This is a genomic window from Paenibacillus gyeongsangnamensis (genome assembly GCF_027533625.1).
Lineage (GTDB): Bacteria > Bacillota > Bacilli > Paenibacillales > NBRC-103111 > Paenibacillus_G > Paenibacillus_G gyeongsangnamensis.
Window position 1 is genome coordinate 135,141 of the sequence record NZ_JAQAGZ010000021.1, and the last position, 14,563, is coordinate 149,703.

A 14,563-nucleotide genomic window follows, 5' to 3' on the forward strand; every position below is an offset into this window, starting at 1 on the left:
TCCTCACGCCAAACGGCTCAATTTCCAAATCCTTGAACCTCCTTGATATGTCCTCCCAATATAAAGCATGTTTTGTCCTCATTCAGATAAATTAGATCGGCTTAATTAGAGGACTTTCCGTATCAAGCGGGCAGCTAAACAAGGCAACTCCGTAAGATGGAAGCTTTAATATAGTTCCCTGAAGATATTCAGTCCCGACGAGTGCATTCCATTCTTCCGGAATAGCTAAACCAACTTCAGTAGAATTATGGTTGATCACAAACATATAGTCTCCGTCCTGCCCGCGTCGTCGGGTAATTTCAACACCTTCGGGTGAAGCCACCATACCGCTGACTCCCGAACCGCGTAAAAGCTCTTCTATAAACAAGCGCATCATGTCGGGTCCTAATTCTGTGCCCACATAATAAGCGAGCCCTTGTTTATAGGTATTTCGGGTGATCCCGGGAGTATTCGCATAAAAATCTTGGTTGTATTCGGCGAGCGTCTCTGCGCCATTCAAGGTAATAATATCGCTCCATATACGGACATCCTCTTCCGTCGTTGCCGTTTCCGCTATCCAGCGCAACCCTTGTCCGAATTGACGCAAGCAATCATAGTCTTCGATCGTGATGCCGAGCAGTTCACTGAATTCTCCAGGAAGCGTCTTGGGAATAACTGCATTATTCCAATCTTTTACACCCGTGCGCATGCTTAACACCAGGTGCCCTCCGGACGAGACGTAATCATACAGCTTCTTGCTTAATTCGGGATGGGTTAAGAACAAAAGTGGAACGACAAGCACTTTATACCGGGAGTAATCTTCCTCATCTGAAACGATATCAACTGGCACGTTAGCATCGAAAAACGCTTTATAATACGAACGTAAATGTTCAATATAATTCAGGTCAGGATGATGTGGTTGTATTTGAAGCGCCCATTCCTGATCGTAGCTGAACAATATGCCTACTTCTGCCTCCGGAAGACTATTCCTAAATTTTTCCATATGCGGGGCAAGCTCTTGGATCGTTTGTTTAATTTCTGCATACCGACGACCCGGAATACGGCTGTGAGGAATGATACCGTGCCAATATTGTTCGGTTCCCACTAAACAGGTATCCCAGCGGAAATAAACAATGGTGTCCGCTCCATGTGCGATGGATTGGTAGGTCCACAAGCGAATTTGCCCAGGTCGCGGTGTAGAGCTGATTACCTCCCATCCCGTCGGTCCTGCCAATTGCTCCATGATCCAAAAAGCCTGCTGCTTGGTACCTCTCATCAAATCAAGGGCCATAGATAAGTGGGAAGGAGTTGTCCTTGGAATCCGCAGATCACGGAAATGCATTGGATATTGATCGTGCGAAATAAAGTCGAGATCTTTAGCTAATTTGAAATAATCCGTTTTATCGAAAAATCCCATAAAATTATGTGTAATAAAATGCTCCGGGCACTCTTCCCTCAAAATGTCGATTTGCAGCTTCTGAAAATCAACAATTAAATCGGAGCAAAAGCGTTTCCAATCCAAGAGTAAAGAAGGATTATGCGAGTTTGGAGTTGGCAAGGGAGCAGGAATTTGATCAAACCGGCTGTAAGTTTGACTCCAGAACACCGTGCCCCAAGCATCATTTAAAGTATCAATAGTACCGTATTTTTGTTCTAGCCATTGGTGAAAACGCGTACGGCATGAGTCGCAAGCGCACAGCTGCTGATGACTGTTGCCGAATTCATTATCGGTCTGCCACCCGATGACATGGGGGTTATCTTTGTAATGCTTTGCCATGACCCGAACAAACCGCCGGATATGGTTACGGTATATTTCATTGGACTGGCAATTGTGATGACGACCGCCGAATCCCATACGCTGCCCTTGCAGATTAATCGGTAATATTTCCGGATTTTGTTCAATAATCCAGATGGGCGGCGTGGGCGTCGGGGTGCCCAAAACGGTCTTGATTCCTTTTTGCCCCAATATCTCAATGGCTTCATCGAGCCATTCGAAATCATACCGTCCTTCGGACGGCTCCATCTTCGCCCATGCAAATTCAGCCATGCGAACGACATCAATGCCGGCTTCCTTCATTTTTTCGGAATCCCATTTCCAATGTTCTTCTGCACAATGCTCCGGATAATAATCAACGCCAAACTTCATATTCGTTCCTCCCTTATCCTTTAACGGCTCCAGCCGTCATCCCATCCATGAATTTTTTAGCGGCAAAAATGAATACTAGCAACAGGGGCAATACCGCCAAAGATGTGCCCATCATCATGACCCCGATGTCAAATCCTCTGGAAGGATCTCCAAAAAGACGATTTAAAGCAACAGGTAATGTCAGTTTGCTTTCGTTTTTGATGATGATCAAAGGAACCAAGAAGTTATTCCAGCTGTGGATGAAAGTCATAATTCCCAATGCAGAGGTAGCAGGTTTCAGCAGCGGGAGGATCACCCGGAAAAAGATGAGAAATTCTGGACAGCCGTCTATTTTTGCAGAATCGAGCAGTTCGCTTGGGATATTACTGCTGATATATTGCCTCATCCAGAAAATACCGAATGCGTTGGCTATACCAGGAATGATTAACGCTTTGAAGCTATCTATCCAACCCAGTGTCTTCATCAGCATGAACCATGGGACGATTCCCGTCATCCATGGAATCATGAGTGTCGCCAGCACGGCCGCAAATAAATATTTCCGTCCTGGAAAATTGTACATGGCAAAGGCGTATCCCCCCATGGAACAAAATAAAAGAACCAGAAAGGTGTGTATCGTTGCGACAAAAATGCTATTCCACAGGTTGAGGAAAAACGGAGTAGCTTTAAGCAGATTTTGATAGTTTGTAAGCGCATACTGACCGAACACCAATGGCGGCGGGAAATTGAAAACTTCCGTTGTGGTACGTGTCGAAAGCACAAACATCCAATAAAAAGGAATCAGCATGACTAAACCGCCGAGTATCAAAAAGGTATAAATGCACAGCTTTTTTAAAGGCGAATCCAACTGCATAATTCCACCACCTATTATGTGTTACTCTTGCCAAAAAACTTCATATTCAGAACGGCTACAAACACGATAAAAGCGCTAATTACATAGGCAATTGATGAAGCATAACCGAAATGTACGTATTCAAACGCCTCTCTATACAAATAAACCATTAACGTGAGTCCGGAATTATCGGTGCCTCCGCCTGTACCAACCAGCATGTAAGGTTCGTCAAAAATCGTTAATCCGCCTACTGTTGATTGAATTAACGTAAATACGATGACCGGCTTCAAAAGCGGTAAGGTTATGCGCCTGAATATTTGAATCATACTAGCACCATCTATAGAGGCGGCTTCGTAATAATCTTTGGAAATCCCCTGCAACCCGGCTAAATAAATGACCATATTCCAACCAAGCCATTTCCAAATAAAAAGCAAAATTATCGCTGGTTTGACCCATTCACCGCTTCCTCCCCACCAATCAATGGGAGATAGTCCAAATTGAGTAAGAATGTAGTTGATAAGACCCGCTCTAACTCCGAACAGTGTGGAAAATACGATAGTAACCGCAACGGATGAAGTAATGACGGGTAAAAAATAGACCGCCCTAAACAATTCTTTGAATTTAACCATCGCAGAATTAATAATGAATGCCAGTATTAACGATAGAAAAAGCATAGGAACATGCGCAATAATCAGTATATAAAACGTATTGTACATAGCCTTCCAAAAAACGGGATCGGACAACAACTGAGTGTAATTGTCCATTCCGATAAAGCGCATATCATCCAAACCGTCCCACTGCTGAAAACTGAGAAATAGCGCAAAGAAGATGGGAAAGGCTCCAAAGATCGCAAATAAGATATAGAACGGCGAAATGTAAACGTAGGGCACCCAATTTCGTTTTATTTCTTTCCACATCCGGGAAGCATCTGTTCTTTTTATCACCTTTTTATTTAGGGAGGCACTAGTTTCTTGCATGGGATACCCTCCTCTCCAAAAATTTGGGACGACTTACGCCGTCCCCCTTTTTACGCGGATAATGCATTACTTTTTTACTTTTTTACTTTTTTTAATAATTCTTCCATTGCCTTACGGTCTTGTACCGTGTCTGTTATAATCTGTTGTTTAACCTTATCGAGTACTGCCTTCGGATCTATCCCTTGGTCAAGTCCGGTAGAAATTGCACTCCGCATAATATTTTCTGTTTGTTTATCCATCATCGTAACGAAGCTCGGTTTCGTATTTTTTGCAATATCAACCCATAGTTCTCGAGTTTTCTGATTGCCGAAGAACGGATCGGCATCGTGATATATCGGATCGTCCCAGGCCGGTTTGTAAGCCGGGAAGTAGTCGACCGCTTTGAACATTGCGTTCTGGCTGTCTTTATTGGCCAAAGCAAATTCAATGAAGGCCCAGGCCGCTTCCTTGTTTTTAGACTGCTCCGGAATCGTCAAGAAAGATCCGCCCCAGTTAGTGACACTTTCGCCCGGTACCTTCACAACACCCCATTTACCCGCAGTATCTGGTGCAACAAATGTCTTTAAAAATCCTCCGAACCAAGCTCCAGAAATGTGCGTAGCAATTTGCCCGTTTTTAATCAGAGCGTACATTTCATTAGAATACAAGGCAACCTTTGCATCCAATCCCTCTTTGCGCAGTGTAGCGGAAAGACCGAGCAGATCGAGCGACTTTTGATCGTCAAACCGGAAACTCAAATCCGGATTGTAATAATCTCGGTTTGCCCATCTGGACATGAATACATCCGCTGCATTGTTAACCATCCAACGCTTGCCGGGAATGGATACTTTACGGGCAACGTCGAGATAACCATCCCAAGTGCTGAGAAGTTTCTGAACCTCGGCAGGTTCGTCAGGTAGCCCCACTTCCTTAAAGATATCCCGGCGATAGAACAGGCTGATCGGACCAATATCCCATGGAACTCCGATCATCTGCTTTCCATCAAGGGAAATCGCCATTTGATATTTATAATCCACGAAATCGTTTTCAAAACGCTTTGCATTATACGGAGCATCATACAAGTTTACAAAGCCCTTCTTATCCCGGTATTTTCCGATATATCCGGCTTCCAGCATCGCTACGTCCGGCGCCCCGGACCCTGCAGCTAAAGCGGTAAGTAATTTATTGTGATGATCGTCACTTTTCTGGAATTGCAAGGTGACCTTAACGTCAGGATATTTTTTGTTAAATTCAGGAATAATGGCTTCAATTGCTTTATCTCCGGAAGGCCAACCTCCAACAACGATTTCCCCTTTGATTGGTTTCGTTCCGTTCGCTGACGAATTTACCTGAGCTGTTTTGGTTTCCCCGGGACTGGAGCAACCGGCAAGAATGAAACCGATTGCAAAAATAACAACCAAAATTTTAGATATGGTGTGCTTCAACAAACTTGTCATCCCCTTATTATTGTAATGAAATGAATGACGTTCCTTTTCACCGAATCTAATCAGTATCGTTAGCAAAAATCCTCCTTTCCCCATAATCCATTACGACTTGTCTAGACGACGAGTCCAATAAAGCAATTTATTTATACATATATATTATCAGTGTAGCGACGAGTTGTACATACATTTTCCAAAAGAAAGAATTATTCAATATTTTTAGCCGTTGATTGACGAACAATCAGTTTCGGCTCGAAAACAAAGCCGTTAGGGCGTGAATTTTTCTCTATACTATCGATAAGAATTTCGGCCGCCAGCCTGCCCATTTCCTCTTTCGGATGAACGACACAGGTAAATTTCACTTCTGTCGCCGTAGCCAACGTCGAGTCATCAAAACCGACAATAGACAGGTCTTCAGGAATGCTGATCCCCATTTCCCGAACCGTATCCAACAAAGACACTGCAGCCTCATCGTTGAAACAGACCAAAGCAGTCGGGCGATCATGCGAAGGCAGTTGCATCATGGAACGCAACAAAAAAGAAGGCTGTTCCTGCTTCTCCAAATAGTTAAACATGCCAATTAATTGGCTCCTTACTGGAACGCCAAAGTGCTTCAAAGCATTAATAAACCCTCTCATCCGACCTACTCCCTGCAAGACCTGGCGGTGGAAAATGCCGGCAATTCTTTTGTGGCCTAAACCAACCAAATGCTCTACTGCCAAAAAAGAGCCCTTTTCATCATCCAAAACCAATGCGGGAGCACCGATTTGAGGGTAATTGGCATTTGTCATGACATAAGGAATCCCTCTTTCTTCCAATGATAAAAAATAATCCAAATTGGGATTTGGCAGAGCGCTTAATGAAGGCTCAATAATCAGCCCTTGCAGAGGCTTCATCAAGCATGATTCCAGGCATTCCCGCTCTTTTGAATAATCGTTATTCGTGCTCATAAGAAACAGCCCATAGTCTTTCCTCCTTAACACTGTTTCTGCACCTTGAACAATATTCGGGAAAATGTTGCTGAACAAGTGGTTAGTAATCAAGCCTATATTTCTTGTATTCTTCTGGGATTGATTGACCAAATTGCCGACGAATGTCCCCTTGCCTTGAACTCGGTATAGACATCCTTCATTTTCCAACTCCCCAAGCGCTTGTCTCACCGTTTGTCGGCTAGTATCGAATAATTGAGCTAACTCCACCTCGGTGGTTAGCTGCTCATGAACTTTAAATTTTCCGCTTAAAATCCAAGATTTGATTTCTTGCTTGATCACTTGATATTTTTTTAATTGTTTTACTTCGATGTCCATGTAAACCCTCTTTACTGATAAATTTGTATATACATTTTTTTATATATACCATTAATTATAAACATTACTTACCCAATCGCAATTAATTTTTATCAACTTCTAATTGGCGGGCTAGGAATACATCCCCAGAAAAGCAAAAATACCGTCAGTCGCATCGGCAAGACGCAACTGAACGGTATAAAGTTAGATAGCCGTGATATTTTAAAATTTTTATATAAATAAATTCAATTCCTTTGCGATTTTGAAGATATGGTCCGCGGCGTGCGAATACTCTTCTTGATTGGGCAGGTGCTCCAGCATAATAGGTACATCTTGCTAGTTCAGTAAGAGCAGTTTGTGACCAATTTACATTATAAACTTTTTCCACGCTCAATTTCCTCCACCTTGACACGGAGATAATCAAGTCCTGCTTGCTGGCCATATACTCGTCCAGAGTTTCGATCTTCGCGGCTCTTTTGAACCTGACGAATTAGATCCACATCTTCAGAAAGAGCCTCGATATCCAATTGCTGAGCAGCTTCACGTTCTCGCTTCATATTCAAGTAACCAATAAAGTCAAGTACTTCAACTGCATCTTGTTCAGGAATATAGTCGATCAAACGTTTCAACTCTTCACGATTCACGCTCATGGATGACCCCACCTTTCGATTACTGTTACCATTATACCACAACGGCAGCAACATCTAATCACTCGCTTACATTATTTTCACATTACGCATACTTAAATGATGAATCTTCTTTTATTCCCGATCAAAACTTTTAACAAATGCAACTGTAGATACAATGACAGTGAACAGCTGTTAAGCATGATCATTTGAGTTTATCCAGAAATAAGCTAAAATCCCCACTATTAAAATTGAAAGTAGTTAATTTCTTGATATTAATAAAATTTGCTTGCTAATATCATTATGCCTCAACGTGTCCCTTATGGAACCGTAGAAACAATATAATATAGAAATAGTAACTTCTCAACTAAAAGAATATGACCCCCATACTGAAAAGTACGCGGTCATTCTCTTCTAAATTATTTTGTTACTATCCGTTGCTGCTCATCTAAAATGGCATAATCCAGTTCAATAGCTTTCTGTATCCCGTTCTTAACGACTTTGTCCAACGCGCTTCCTGATCTTGCATATCCGAGTGTTTTGATAACTTGTTTGACTAATTCCTCTTGAGGAAGGCTGATCTGTGAAGCAAGTATAAATTTAACTGGAACCGCCATTTCCACGGATGGTAAATCTTCTGCCACACGGCGCTGCGATTCATTTACCAAGTTGTTTAATAATGTTATTTTATTGAAGTTTTAAGCATCTCCATAATTTCCTGGAGCCTAATCCTGTGCGATAGAAAAATTCGGGGCCATATAGTACAGCCGTCCCACAAGTAAAGATCTACTCATGAGCGGCTGAACTTCGGATATCGGTATATCGTCGGCGGCATACTGGCCTGGATCATTGCGGCAACGTCCGAAGTCAGGAGGAAGCAACATAAAAAAGCGCTGACCTCTTGCATTCAGCGCTTTTTATGTTGTGATACGAGGAGAGTCGAATTCCGCTTTTCAGCCGCGGACTGCAGGAATCCCCTGCACGTTCAGCCGGATTCGGTAAAATGAAGTGGAGGCGGTGATATACAGATCCCGGCCATCCCCTCCCCACGCCAGATTGGCGGTGACTTCAGGCATTCGGATGACGCCAAGCTTCTCTCCCGACGGAGATACATTATAAAATGACTAATGAAGAGGATGCATTTGTTATTGTTCAACTGGAAGATCCAAAGAATCTTGGTTATCATTACACCGAAGAGTCAGAACAGCGTCGACCAATCGCATTGTTTAAAGCACTACTCTCAGCCAGAGACGATAAATTATTTCGCTAAAAATGTATGTGTTCGCATGAAAAAAACCTTGTTGGGTGTGGGTGTAGGGCGGTTTTCTATTGCGAGTACAATTGGCAGTACCAATAATCAATTCTCAATAACTCTTGCTACCTGATGACCACAATTGGAGCAACTTCCTTGAAGCATGATGCCGTAGTTGTCTAATTGTACCGAAAAGTCGCTAATCGTTGTAACTCCTGAGCATTTCCCGCACCAAACATTATGGATATACTTCTGCCGTATTTCTTCGGGGATTTTGAGCCATTTATTCATAGCTGCGTAGGAAATGATGCCCGGAGCATTTGCAATTTCATCTTCCTCATCTTGATCTACCCATTTAAGCATTGAATATGAGCCTTCCAATGAATCATGGATTCCCCAGCATTCGCAACCTGTTGTATCGACAATAGCCTTTACTCGTTCTTTATACTTACAATAGAGATCGGGTGTTTCTTCTTCATTGAGTGACTGAATCACAGCTTCATACGCATCAGTGAATAAATCGCCCATATCCTCGAATATATCACCATTCTCATGAATGTATTGAACAGCGATTTCGCAGAAGTAGACCATTAAATCAAAGAGCCAAATCGTTCCCTTGCCAACGACCTTCATCTCAGCAATTGCCTTTTCTACTACTGTTACTCGTAGCTTGGGAAGTCCACGAGCTGGGTAAAATTCTTTACGGATCTTTTCTTTATATTCTTCAATCAGAACTCCCAAGGCTTTTTCCCCTTGGAGTTTGACGGAAACAAATGCCCGAGCATCTTTATTTGCTTTGAATGTTTCGCCAAAAAGTTCGATAATATCCTCTTTAGACAGTTCATTTAGTTTTTGTTTAAGCTGGGCGGCGGTTAATGTAGTGGATCTTTGTCCATTTTCCTTTTGGTTCATAATTCTTATCCTCCCGATATATCCTTACCACATACTCCTTATTGCGTTATTGAAACCATTGCTCATTGTGTTCAATAAAAGACAAGCACTCCGTAATATTACCTGTAAATAAGTTCACCCATTGCTCCGTATGACGCTGATAATCGGCTTCACACTTTTCTCCGTGAATATCGTAGAGTGTAATACGAGCCATTAGAAACTCTGCATATTTCCCATCGATCAACGGTTTGATGAACTGTACGTCAGGGTTATCCCAGCCAAATTGTTCGTGCAGTCGATAAAGATAAATACGTCCTGCTTTTATCTCACTACGATGGACAATCTCTTTTAACCGTGAGGATACCAGTATGAATTGGCTAACGATAGCATCGATCCTTCCTTTATCGGCCGTTTCAAGCTTGATAGGTTTGGAATTGCTCCTCCACATTTTACTCATATTTGCTCTTTACCTTCCACAGCATTTCTTATATTTCTGACCACTGCCACAACTACAGGGATCATTGCGACCAACTTTTTCTATTTTTATGGCGGGATTGATTTTCTTCTGGTGACTTTCCGACATCACTTGAACCGACTTGCTTGGGAACATGTTTTTTTCGGTTTTTGCTCAAAACAAGCCCACCATTCCATTTCTCTGATGGTATCCTCAATGTATTGGAAATGATGATTATTCCTACTTTTCTCAATTACCGCATCCTTTGACGTGTTCATTATTCGATTAATATCATCCAAGTCTATCATCATGGAGTCTACGGCTCTTTTTTCATAGGCACATATGATATCTTCGTAAGCTTCCTGAGGGTGCAAGTCCGCTATGCTGCTGATAATGTGAGCGTTAAAGGTCGGATATTCATCGGAACTTTTTTCGGCGAGCAGTTCACGGAAATAATTGATTGTCCATTCCCGACTCAGCTTACCATGTAATACAAGAATAACCAAGGCATGTAAACCTTGCCCACGCACAAACTCGCCATTTTCCTCGTTTTCAATTAATTGCTGAATGGGTTAAATGTCATCCGTACAGACTGATGCAAGCATTCGACCTGCACCCTCTGTAATGCATTCGCCCAAAAAAGCATCTACCAAGTCATCAGGTAAACTCAAAAGCTTTATGAGCAGTGGATACACCCGAGTTTCTCGAAATTGAGCCAACAAATACAAGGCGTAAAGAAGATCGATTCTTGAGGATTCGTCAATATAGGCATCAGGAATGTCGATGACCTCCTCAACAATGGAAAGTAGATGAGGAATCGCTTCGTCCTTATTCTGAATAAGTTGCTGTAACTCATTGTGCGGAAACTTCCCGTTATTATATCGTATGGATTCAAGTATTGATTGCATTGGTAATAGTTCATCCTCTCTTTTCACATCGAAATATGGTTTAATTTCTAATCCTTTTATTCATCATTAATAAAACTCTTGCTAAATTACACTCCGCCATGTACTGTTCACGGTAGATTGCGCAAATAAACTCTAGCTACAACTCGGTCATTTTCTCGATTTTTCGATATATTCTGCCACAACTTTATTTGTTTCTGAATAATGTCTTGATACGAAAATAGAGAAACGGATTGAGGGAGAAGGGTTTGTCCCTTGCTCCTTGCATCCGTTCCCCTATTATATCACGACTTTATTCGATTTTAGCAGGAATTTATTTATTATATTGTCATCCGCAATAATAGTCATCTCACGCATGCACCGTTCCACAAACCCTGTAACAGCACTAGTGTCATGGACTAAGCCTACATTCATCAGACTTATAAATGATTTCATCCATTTGGTATATCGTTTCAAGATCGTTACTATTTCTAATAAATATTAAATTTACCATAATAGAACACCTCATTTTTCTCTTTCTTTGAAAAATAAAATCTTCTATGTATAGCTTTCATTTAGCGCTATAATTCCTCATATGGAAATTTAATACTCAAGTTACTAGCTCCCACGTCTTCCTTTACAAAAGGGAATCTTTACAATTGGTGTTTTCAGTGCACCAAAGCATCGGTAATTACGACTTTTTCAGTAGTGAAATTTACTCTGTTTTTATCAGTAGTCCCATAAATCTTAATATCTAAATAATCCACATCACCAATATTTGCAATCTCCAGAGACTTAAATTTATCCGATTCCATAATAGTAAACTTTTTAAGTTCTACTTTATTCTTCTGGTCAGACACAATAATTGTTGCTGGACTTCCGATAGCACCTACTCTAAACGAAAGCTTCCTATACTTTGCATATAGTCTAAATGTTATCGTACTCGGGAGAATGTCATGTGGCTTTACTGTGTAGAATCCTTCAACAACGTGTTCATTATGTATAGATAGGATATCTGGATCCCTAGAGGTTATAACGGTGTTACTTTCCCCTGCCCTCATTTGGACCAGCTTATCCCCTTCAACTTGCCCGTCCCCCAAAGTAATCGTACTTGTGGATTGATCATAATTTACAGATACGTTTAGGGCTTGACTTAAAGAACGGACAGGAAGATATGAGTTCCCTTCATAAACTATAGGATTTAATTGATTTCCTTCACTATCAGTTGGAACGAATTGTTTCCCATCCACTTTAATTTTTAGGGAGTTGTTTATATAAGCTTTTATTTCTTTCAAATTTGTTTCTGCAGCAACTGCCGAAATAGCGCCAATAGAAAAGGCGCCGGATAGTAGCACTATGAATATAGTCCTCTTCATTTAATTTGCCCCCTTGTAATCGCTGTGAATAATTTTTATACATCACACTAATCTTTTCATGTTTTGTGAACTGCTCAAAGTACATTCGCTCTTGTTTGAATCTACTCAGACATGAATTATATTGTCTTCGTATTCCTGCAACTTGGATACTTCGTGTAGCCCCAGAACTCCAATCCTAACTTACTGCGTCTTTTTGTCATCGGGGTACCCCATTTACATATAATTGATACTGTTGCGGCAGCCTCATTTCGCGTCTTAGTTATTTCTGGGTTCGCCAACAATTAAGCACTTGAAGCTCTTTGAAAGCCGGTTTAATTTCTTTTGGTAGTTGATTGCAGGGCTCTTTTTGCTCTATCATATAGAGGACACCTCTTCTGTGTGGTAGTGGGTTGCTCGACACAATCACTATACCAAATGGAAGCGGTGTTTTCTATTTTTGCAAGGGATAGATTATTATCCTGATACAGCTTTATTTATCAAGGGTTTAAGACTAATTTCGCTCTGCGAAGTTTGAGTTATTGATCCCACGCGTTTTTTGGATTTATAAATCGGCAGCTTTTGGGAAATAAGTTTTAGACTGACTCCAATAAAAATAACAACGGCAGCCTTGGACGAGAAAATAAAGTCCTAGACTGCCGTATTTTTATTAAGCTATCGTCTCCATTACTGCAATAGATTTACTGCCAATTACCTAACTTAGATGGGTAGATAAAAGGTAGAATTTATCGCTTGGTTCCGGTTACGAACGGATCTCATCATAATACAAAAGCTCGCTGTCACCGTTATCAATGGAATCAACCTGATAGTAATCCACCCTGGCATTTGCGTCTTCAAGTGTCATGATTACGTAGGCGTGGTTATAGAAGCCATCATTGTTTGTTCTTAACATTACTTGATTGTTTATGGTTAGCCAGGCGTTCAATCCCTGCAGATTAAGATCTGCCTTTGTTGGGTATGGCAATTTATGGGCCATCACAGGAAAAGCACTGGCACCAATACATCTACCACGCTGCAGATTAATATATTCATCGAAAACGATCAGATTATGTTCGTGTCCCCAGAGCCAGAGTTCTACCTGGTCAAGCACTTTGTGGAACGCTGTATTTAAGTGGGGGTTAAAAGCGACTTTACGGCCGTGCTCGTCCATTCCAACTCCGCCATCACTGAAGAACTGGTGATGTGATAGCAGAACGGTCTTACGCGTGCCGGCAGTCTTGAACTTATCGAGGTGCCAAACGACTTCCGCGGGATCGAGGTAGGTGAGTTTCAAATGGGTAGTGAATGGGTTGTTATCATTGAGGCCGGTGTCCATCGCTAGGAACTGCCAGTAATCGTTTCTTAGGCAGAAATAGCTGGCTTGCTGTTTGAGATGTTTTAGCAACCAGTAGTAGCCTTTTCCTCCGGAATACATATCGTGGTTTCCAGAAAGATTATAGACCTTTGTTTGCTCTAAATTTACGTTTTTCTCGATAATGTTATAGAAATTATTCTGCACTTCGTCCATCGTACCTGCGTAATAGATGTCGCCGAGATGGATCAACATTTCAGGCTCATGGCTCATTACCTGTAATAACAGGCTCTCAGCGTCTTTAGCTCCGGTTCCCCAATCGGAAATAAATGCGATCTTCAGCTTATTTTCTATCGGAATGACAAAATCGCTGAGATCCTTGTAGCGAACGTAAGGGATCGTATCGCCTTGTTCCTTGAACAACAGATACTCCTCGATGACCTCACTCCATCGTGGGTCGTAGTCATACATGCGAAGCTCATTGAACAACTCGGTGGCTCTAGTAGTGTTTCCCCTGATACAAGCCCAAGTTAACTTGGTTACAAGATCAAAATAATCAACAATTTTTTTTATGTCAAAAAATCTTCCCATATGTTACGTAACACCTCCACGATAATAATGGTGGGAAATTCCCCCAGCATGAGGACCCGTTTTCATTCATCGATATGCCAATGTTTATTGGAATCGGTATCTGTTATCGTTAAATGTTAAATTTTGATCAAGAGAAAACCGCTTCGCGGTAAGGTGATTAAACTATCCTATCAGTTAATTCAACTTCACTTTACCTTAGAGCGAATTTGCATTACGAATATATCGCATAATGTGAACAGCGACGAAGATATTGGGTTGTTTAATTTGATTTTCACGTCAAATCACACGATTTGTCAACATAAAAAACCATGATTCACAAAGTGGTTTCGCATAGTTGACGATATTTAACATACGAGCGTTACAATCCGACAGAGGAAAGATTTTGTTGTAGATATTGACTATTAAAGAACTGAAAGGGCTGCTACTAGGCAGCCCTAACTCTATTTGTGAACTCGTTATCCGTTAGTGTAACGATAAGTTAAATAATGATAATTTGGTATGGGTATGGTCCAATAAAAAATACCCCTTCATTAATTCCTCTTACAGTAATTTCAGTTTTGAAG

General features: G+C 41.4%; 14 protein-coding genes and 1 pseudogene. 1 reads left to right on the forward strand and 14 read right to left on the reverse strand.

The genetic code is table 11. The annotated features are described in order from the left end of the window. Positions 1-91: 91 nt before the first annotated feature. From O9H85_RS27780 to O9H85_RS27815, 8 genes are all read right to left on the reverse strand, one after another. Positions 92-2,125 (reverse strand): beta-galactosidase, encoded by a 2,034-nt coding sequence (locus O9H85_RS27780; protein WP_269884659.1) that lies wholly within the window; start codon positions 2,123-2,125, stop codon positions 92-94. Between the two features lie 13 nt (positions 2,126-2,138). After that, positions 2,139-2,975 (reverse strand): carbohydrate ABC transporter permease, encoded by an 837-nt coding sequence (locus O9H85_RS27785; protein ID WP_269884660.1) that lies wholly within the window; start codon positions 2,973-2,975, stop codon positions 2,139-2,141. 14 nt (positions 2,976-2,989) lie between these two features. After that, complete coding sequence (locus O9H85_RS27790) at positions 2,990-3,931, reverse strand: carbohydrate ABC transporter permease (RefSeq protein WP_269884661.1); 942 nt, start codon at positions 3,929-3,931, stop codon at positions 2,990-2,992. A gap of 74 nt (positions 3,932-4,005) precedes the next feature. After that, on the reverse strand, positions 4,006-5,433 hold the full coding sequence (locus O9H85_RS27795; RefSeq protein ID WP_269884662.1) for an ABC transporter substrate-binding protein: 1,428 nt from the start codon (positions 5,431-5,433) through the stop codon (positions 4,006-4,008). A 125-nt stretch (positions 5,434-5,558) separates the two neighbouring features. After that, on the reverse strand, positions 5,559-6,659 hold the full coding sequence (locus O9H85_RS27800; RefSeq protein WP_269884663.1) for a GntR family transcriptional regulator: 1,101 nt from the start codon (positions 6,657-6,659) through the stop codon (positions 5,559-5,561). 350 nt (positions 6,660-7,009) lie between these two features. Then, complete coding sequence (locus O9H85_RS27805; RefSeq protein ID WP_269884664.1) at positions 7,010-7,288, reverse strand: hypothetical protein; 279 nt, start codon at positions 7,286-7,288, stop codon at positions 7,010-7,012. Between the two features lie 395 nt (positions 7,289-7,683). Then, positions 7,684-7,887: a hypothetical protein gene (locus O9H85_RS27810; protein WP_269884665.1), complete on the reverse strand. Its 204-nt coding sequence runs from the start codon at positions 7,885-7,887 to the stop codon at positions 7,684-7,686. A gap of 330 nt (positions 7,888-8,217) precedes the next feature. Then, positions 8,218-8,340 carry a hypothetical protein gene (locus O9H85_RS27815; RefSeq protein WP_269884666.1) on the reverse strand — a complete coding sequence of 41 codons (123 nt, stop codon included), beginning with the start codon at positions 8,338-8,340 and terminating at the stop codon, positions 8,218-8,220. Between the two features lie 44 nt (positions 8,341-8,384). Here O9H85_RS27815 and O9H85_RS27820 point away from each other — a divergent pair, with 44 nt between their 5' ends. Further along, complete coding sequence (locus O9H85_RS27820) at positions 8,385-8,534, forward strand: hypothetical protein (protein ID WP_269884667.1); 150 nt, start codon at positions 8,385-8,387, stop codon at positions 8,532-8,534. An 87-nt stretch (positions 8,535-8,621) separates the two neighbouring features. Here O9H85_RS27820 and O9H85_RS27825 read toward each other — a convergent pair whose 3' ends face one another. From O9H85_RS27825 to O9H85_RS27845, 6 genes and pseudogenes are all read right to left on the reverse strand, one after another. Then, positions 8,622-9,428 (reverse strand): DUF6155 family protein, encoded by an 807-nt coding sequence (locus O9H85_RS27825; RefSeq protein WP_269884668.1) that lies wholly within the window; start codon positions 9,426-9,428, stop codon positions 8,622-8,624. 46 nt (positions 9,429-9,474) lie between these two features. Continuing rightward, a complete protein-coding gene (locus tag O9H85_RS27830; protein ID WP_269884669.1) occupies positions 9,475-9,864 on the reverse strand; it encodes a hypothetical protein in 390 nt (129 codons plus the stop codon). A gap of 9 nt (positions 9,865-9,873) precedes the next feature. Then, a complete protein-coding gene (locus O9H85_RS37945; RefSeq protein WP_409348212.1) occupies positions 9,874-10,017 on the reverse strand; it encodes an SEC-C metal-binding domain-containing protein in 144 nt (47 codons plus the stop codon). Then, a pseudogene (locus O9H85_RS27835) lies at positions 9,990-10,769 on the reverse strand (DUF1186 domain-containing protein). Before O9H85_RS27835 ends, O9H85_RS37945 begins: the two are co-directional and overlap by 28 nt. Before the next feature lie 644 nt (positions 10,770-11,413). After that, a complete protein-coding gene (locus tag O9H85_RS27840) occupies positions 11,414-12,121 on the reverse strand; it encodes a stalk domain-containing protein (RefSeq protein ID WP_269884670.1) in 708 nt (235 codons plus the stop codon). 739 nt (positions 12,122-12,860) lie between these two features. After that, entirely contained in the window at positions 12,861-14,000 is a 1,140-nt protein-coding gene (locus tag O9H85_RS27845) for a metallophosphoesterase family protein (RefSeq protein ID WP_269884671.1), read from the reverse strand. Positions 14,001-14,563: the final 563 nt, after the last annotated feature.

What these genes read in the sequence shown, in the direction of transcription:
- O9H85_RS27780 (WP_269884659.1), bottom strand. Translation starts at nt 2,125, where the DNA reads ATGAAGTTTGGCGTTGATTATTATCCGGAGCATTGTGCAGAAGAACAT.
- O9H85_RS27785 (WP_269884660.1), bottom strand. Translation starts at nt 2,975, where the DNA reads ATGCAGTTGGATTCGCCTTTAAAAAAGCTGTGCATTTATACCTTTTTG.
- O9H85_RS27790 (WP_269884661.1), bottom strand. Translation starts at nt 3,931, where the DNA reads ATGCAAGAAACTAGTGCCTCCCTAAATAAAAAGGTGATAAAAAGAACA.
- O9H85_RS27800 (WP_269884663.1), bottom strand. Translation starts at nt 6,659, where the DNA reads ATGGACATCGAAGTAAAACAATTAAAAAAATATCAAGTGATCAAGCAA.
- O9H85_RS27805 (WP_269884664.1), bottom strand. Translation starts at nt 7,288, where the DNA reads ATGAGCGTGAATCGTGAAGAGTTGAAACGTTTGATCGACTATATTCCT.
- O9H85_RS27815 (WP_269884666.1), bottom strand. Translation starts at nt 8,340, where the DNA reads ATGCCTGAAGTCACCGCCAATCTGGCGTGGGGAGGGGATGGCCGGGAT.
- O9H85_RS27820 (WP_269884667.1), top strand. Translation starts at nt 8,385, where the DNA reads ATGACTAATGAAGAGGATGCATTTGTTATTGTTCAACTGGAAGATCCA.
- O9H85_RS27825 (WP_269884668.1), bottom strand. Translation starts at nt 9,428, where the DNA reads ATGAACCAAAAGGAAAATGGACAAAGATCCACTACATTAACCGCCGCC.
- O9H85_RS27830 (WP_269884669.1), bottom strand. Translation starts at nt 9,864, where the DNA reads ATGAGTAAAATGTGGAGGAGCAATTCCAAACCTATCAAGCTTGAAACG.
- O9H85_RS37945 (WP_409348212.1), bottom strand. Translation starts at nt 10,017, where the DNA reads ATGTTCCCAAGCAAGTCGGTTCAAGTGATGTCGGAAAGTCACCAGAAG.
- O9H85_RS27840 (WP_269884670.1), bottom strand. Translation starts at nt 12,121, where the DNA reads ATGAAGAGGACTATATTCATAGTGCTACTATCCGGCGCCTTTTCTATT.
- O9H85_RS27845 (WP_269884671.1), bottom strand. Translation starts at nt 14,000, where the DNA reads ATGGGAAGATTTTTTGACATAAAAAAAATTGTTGATTATTTTGATCTT.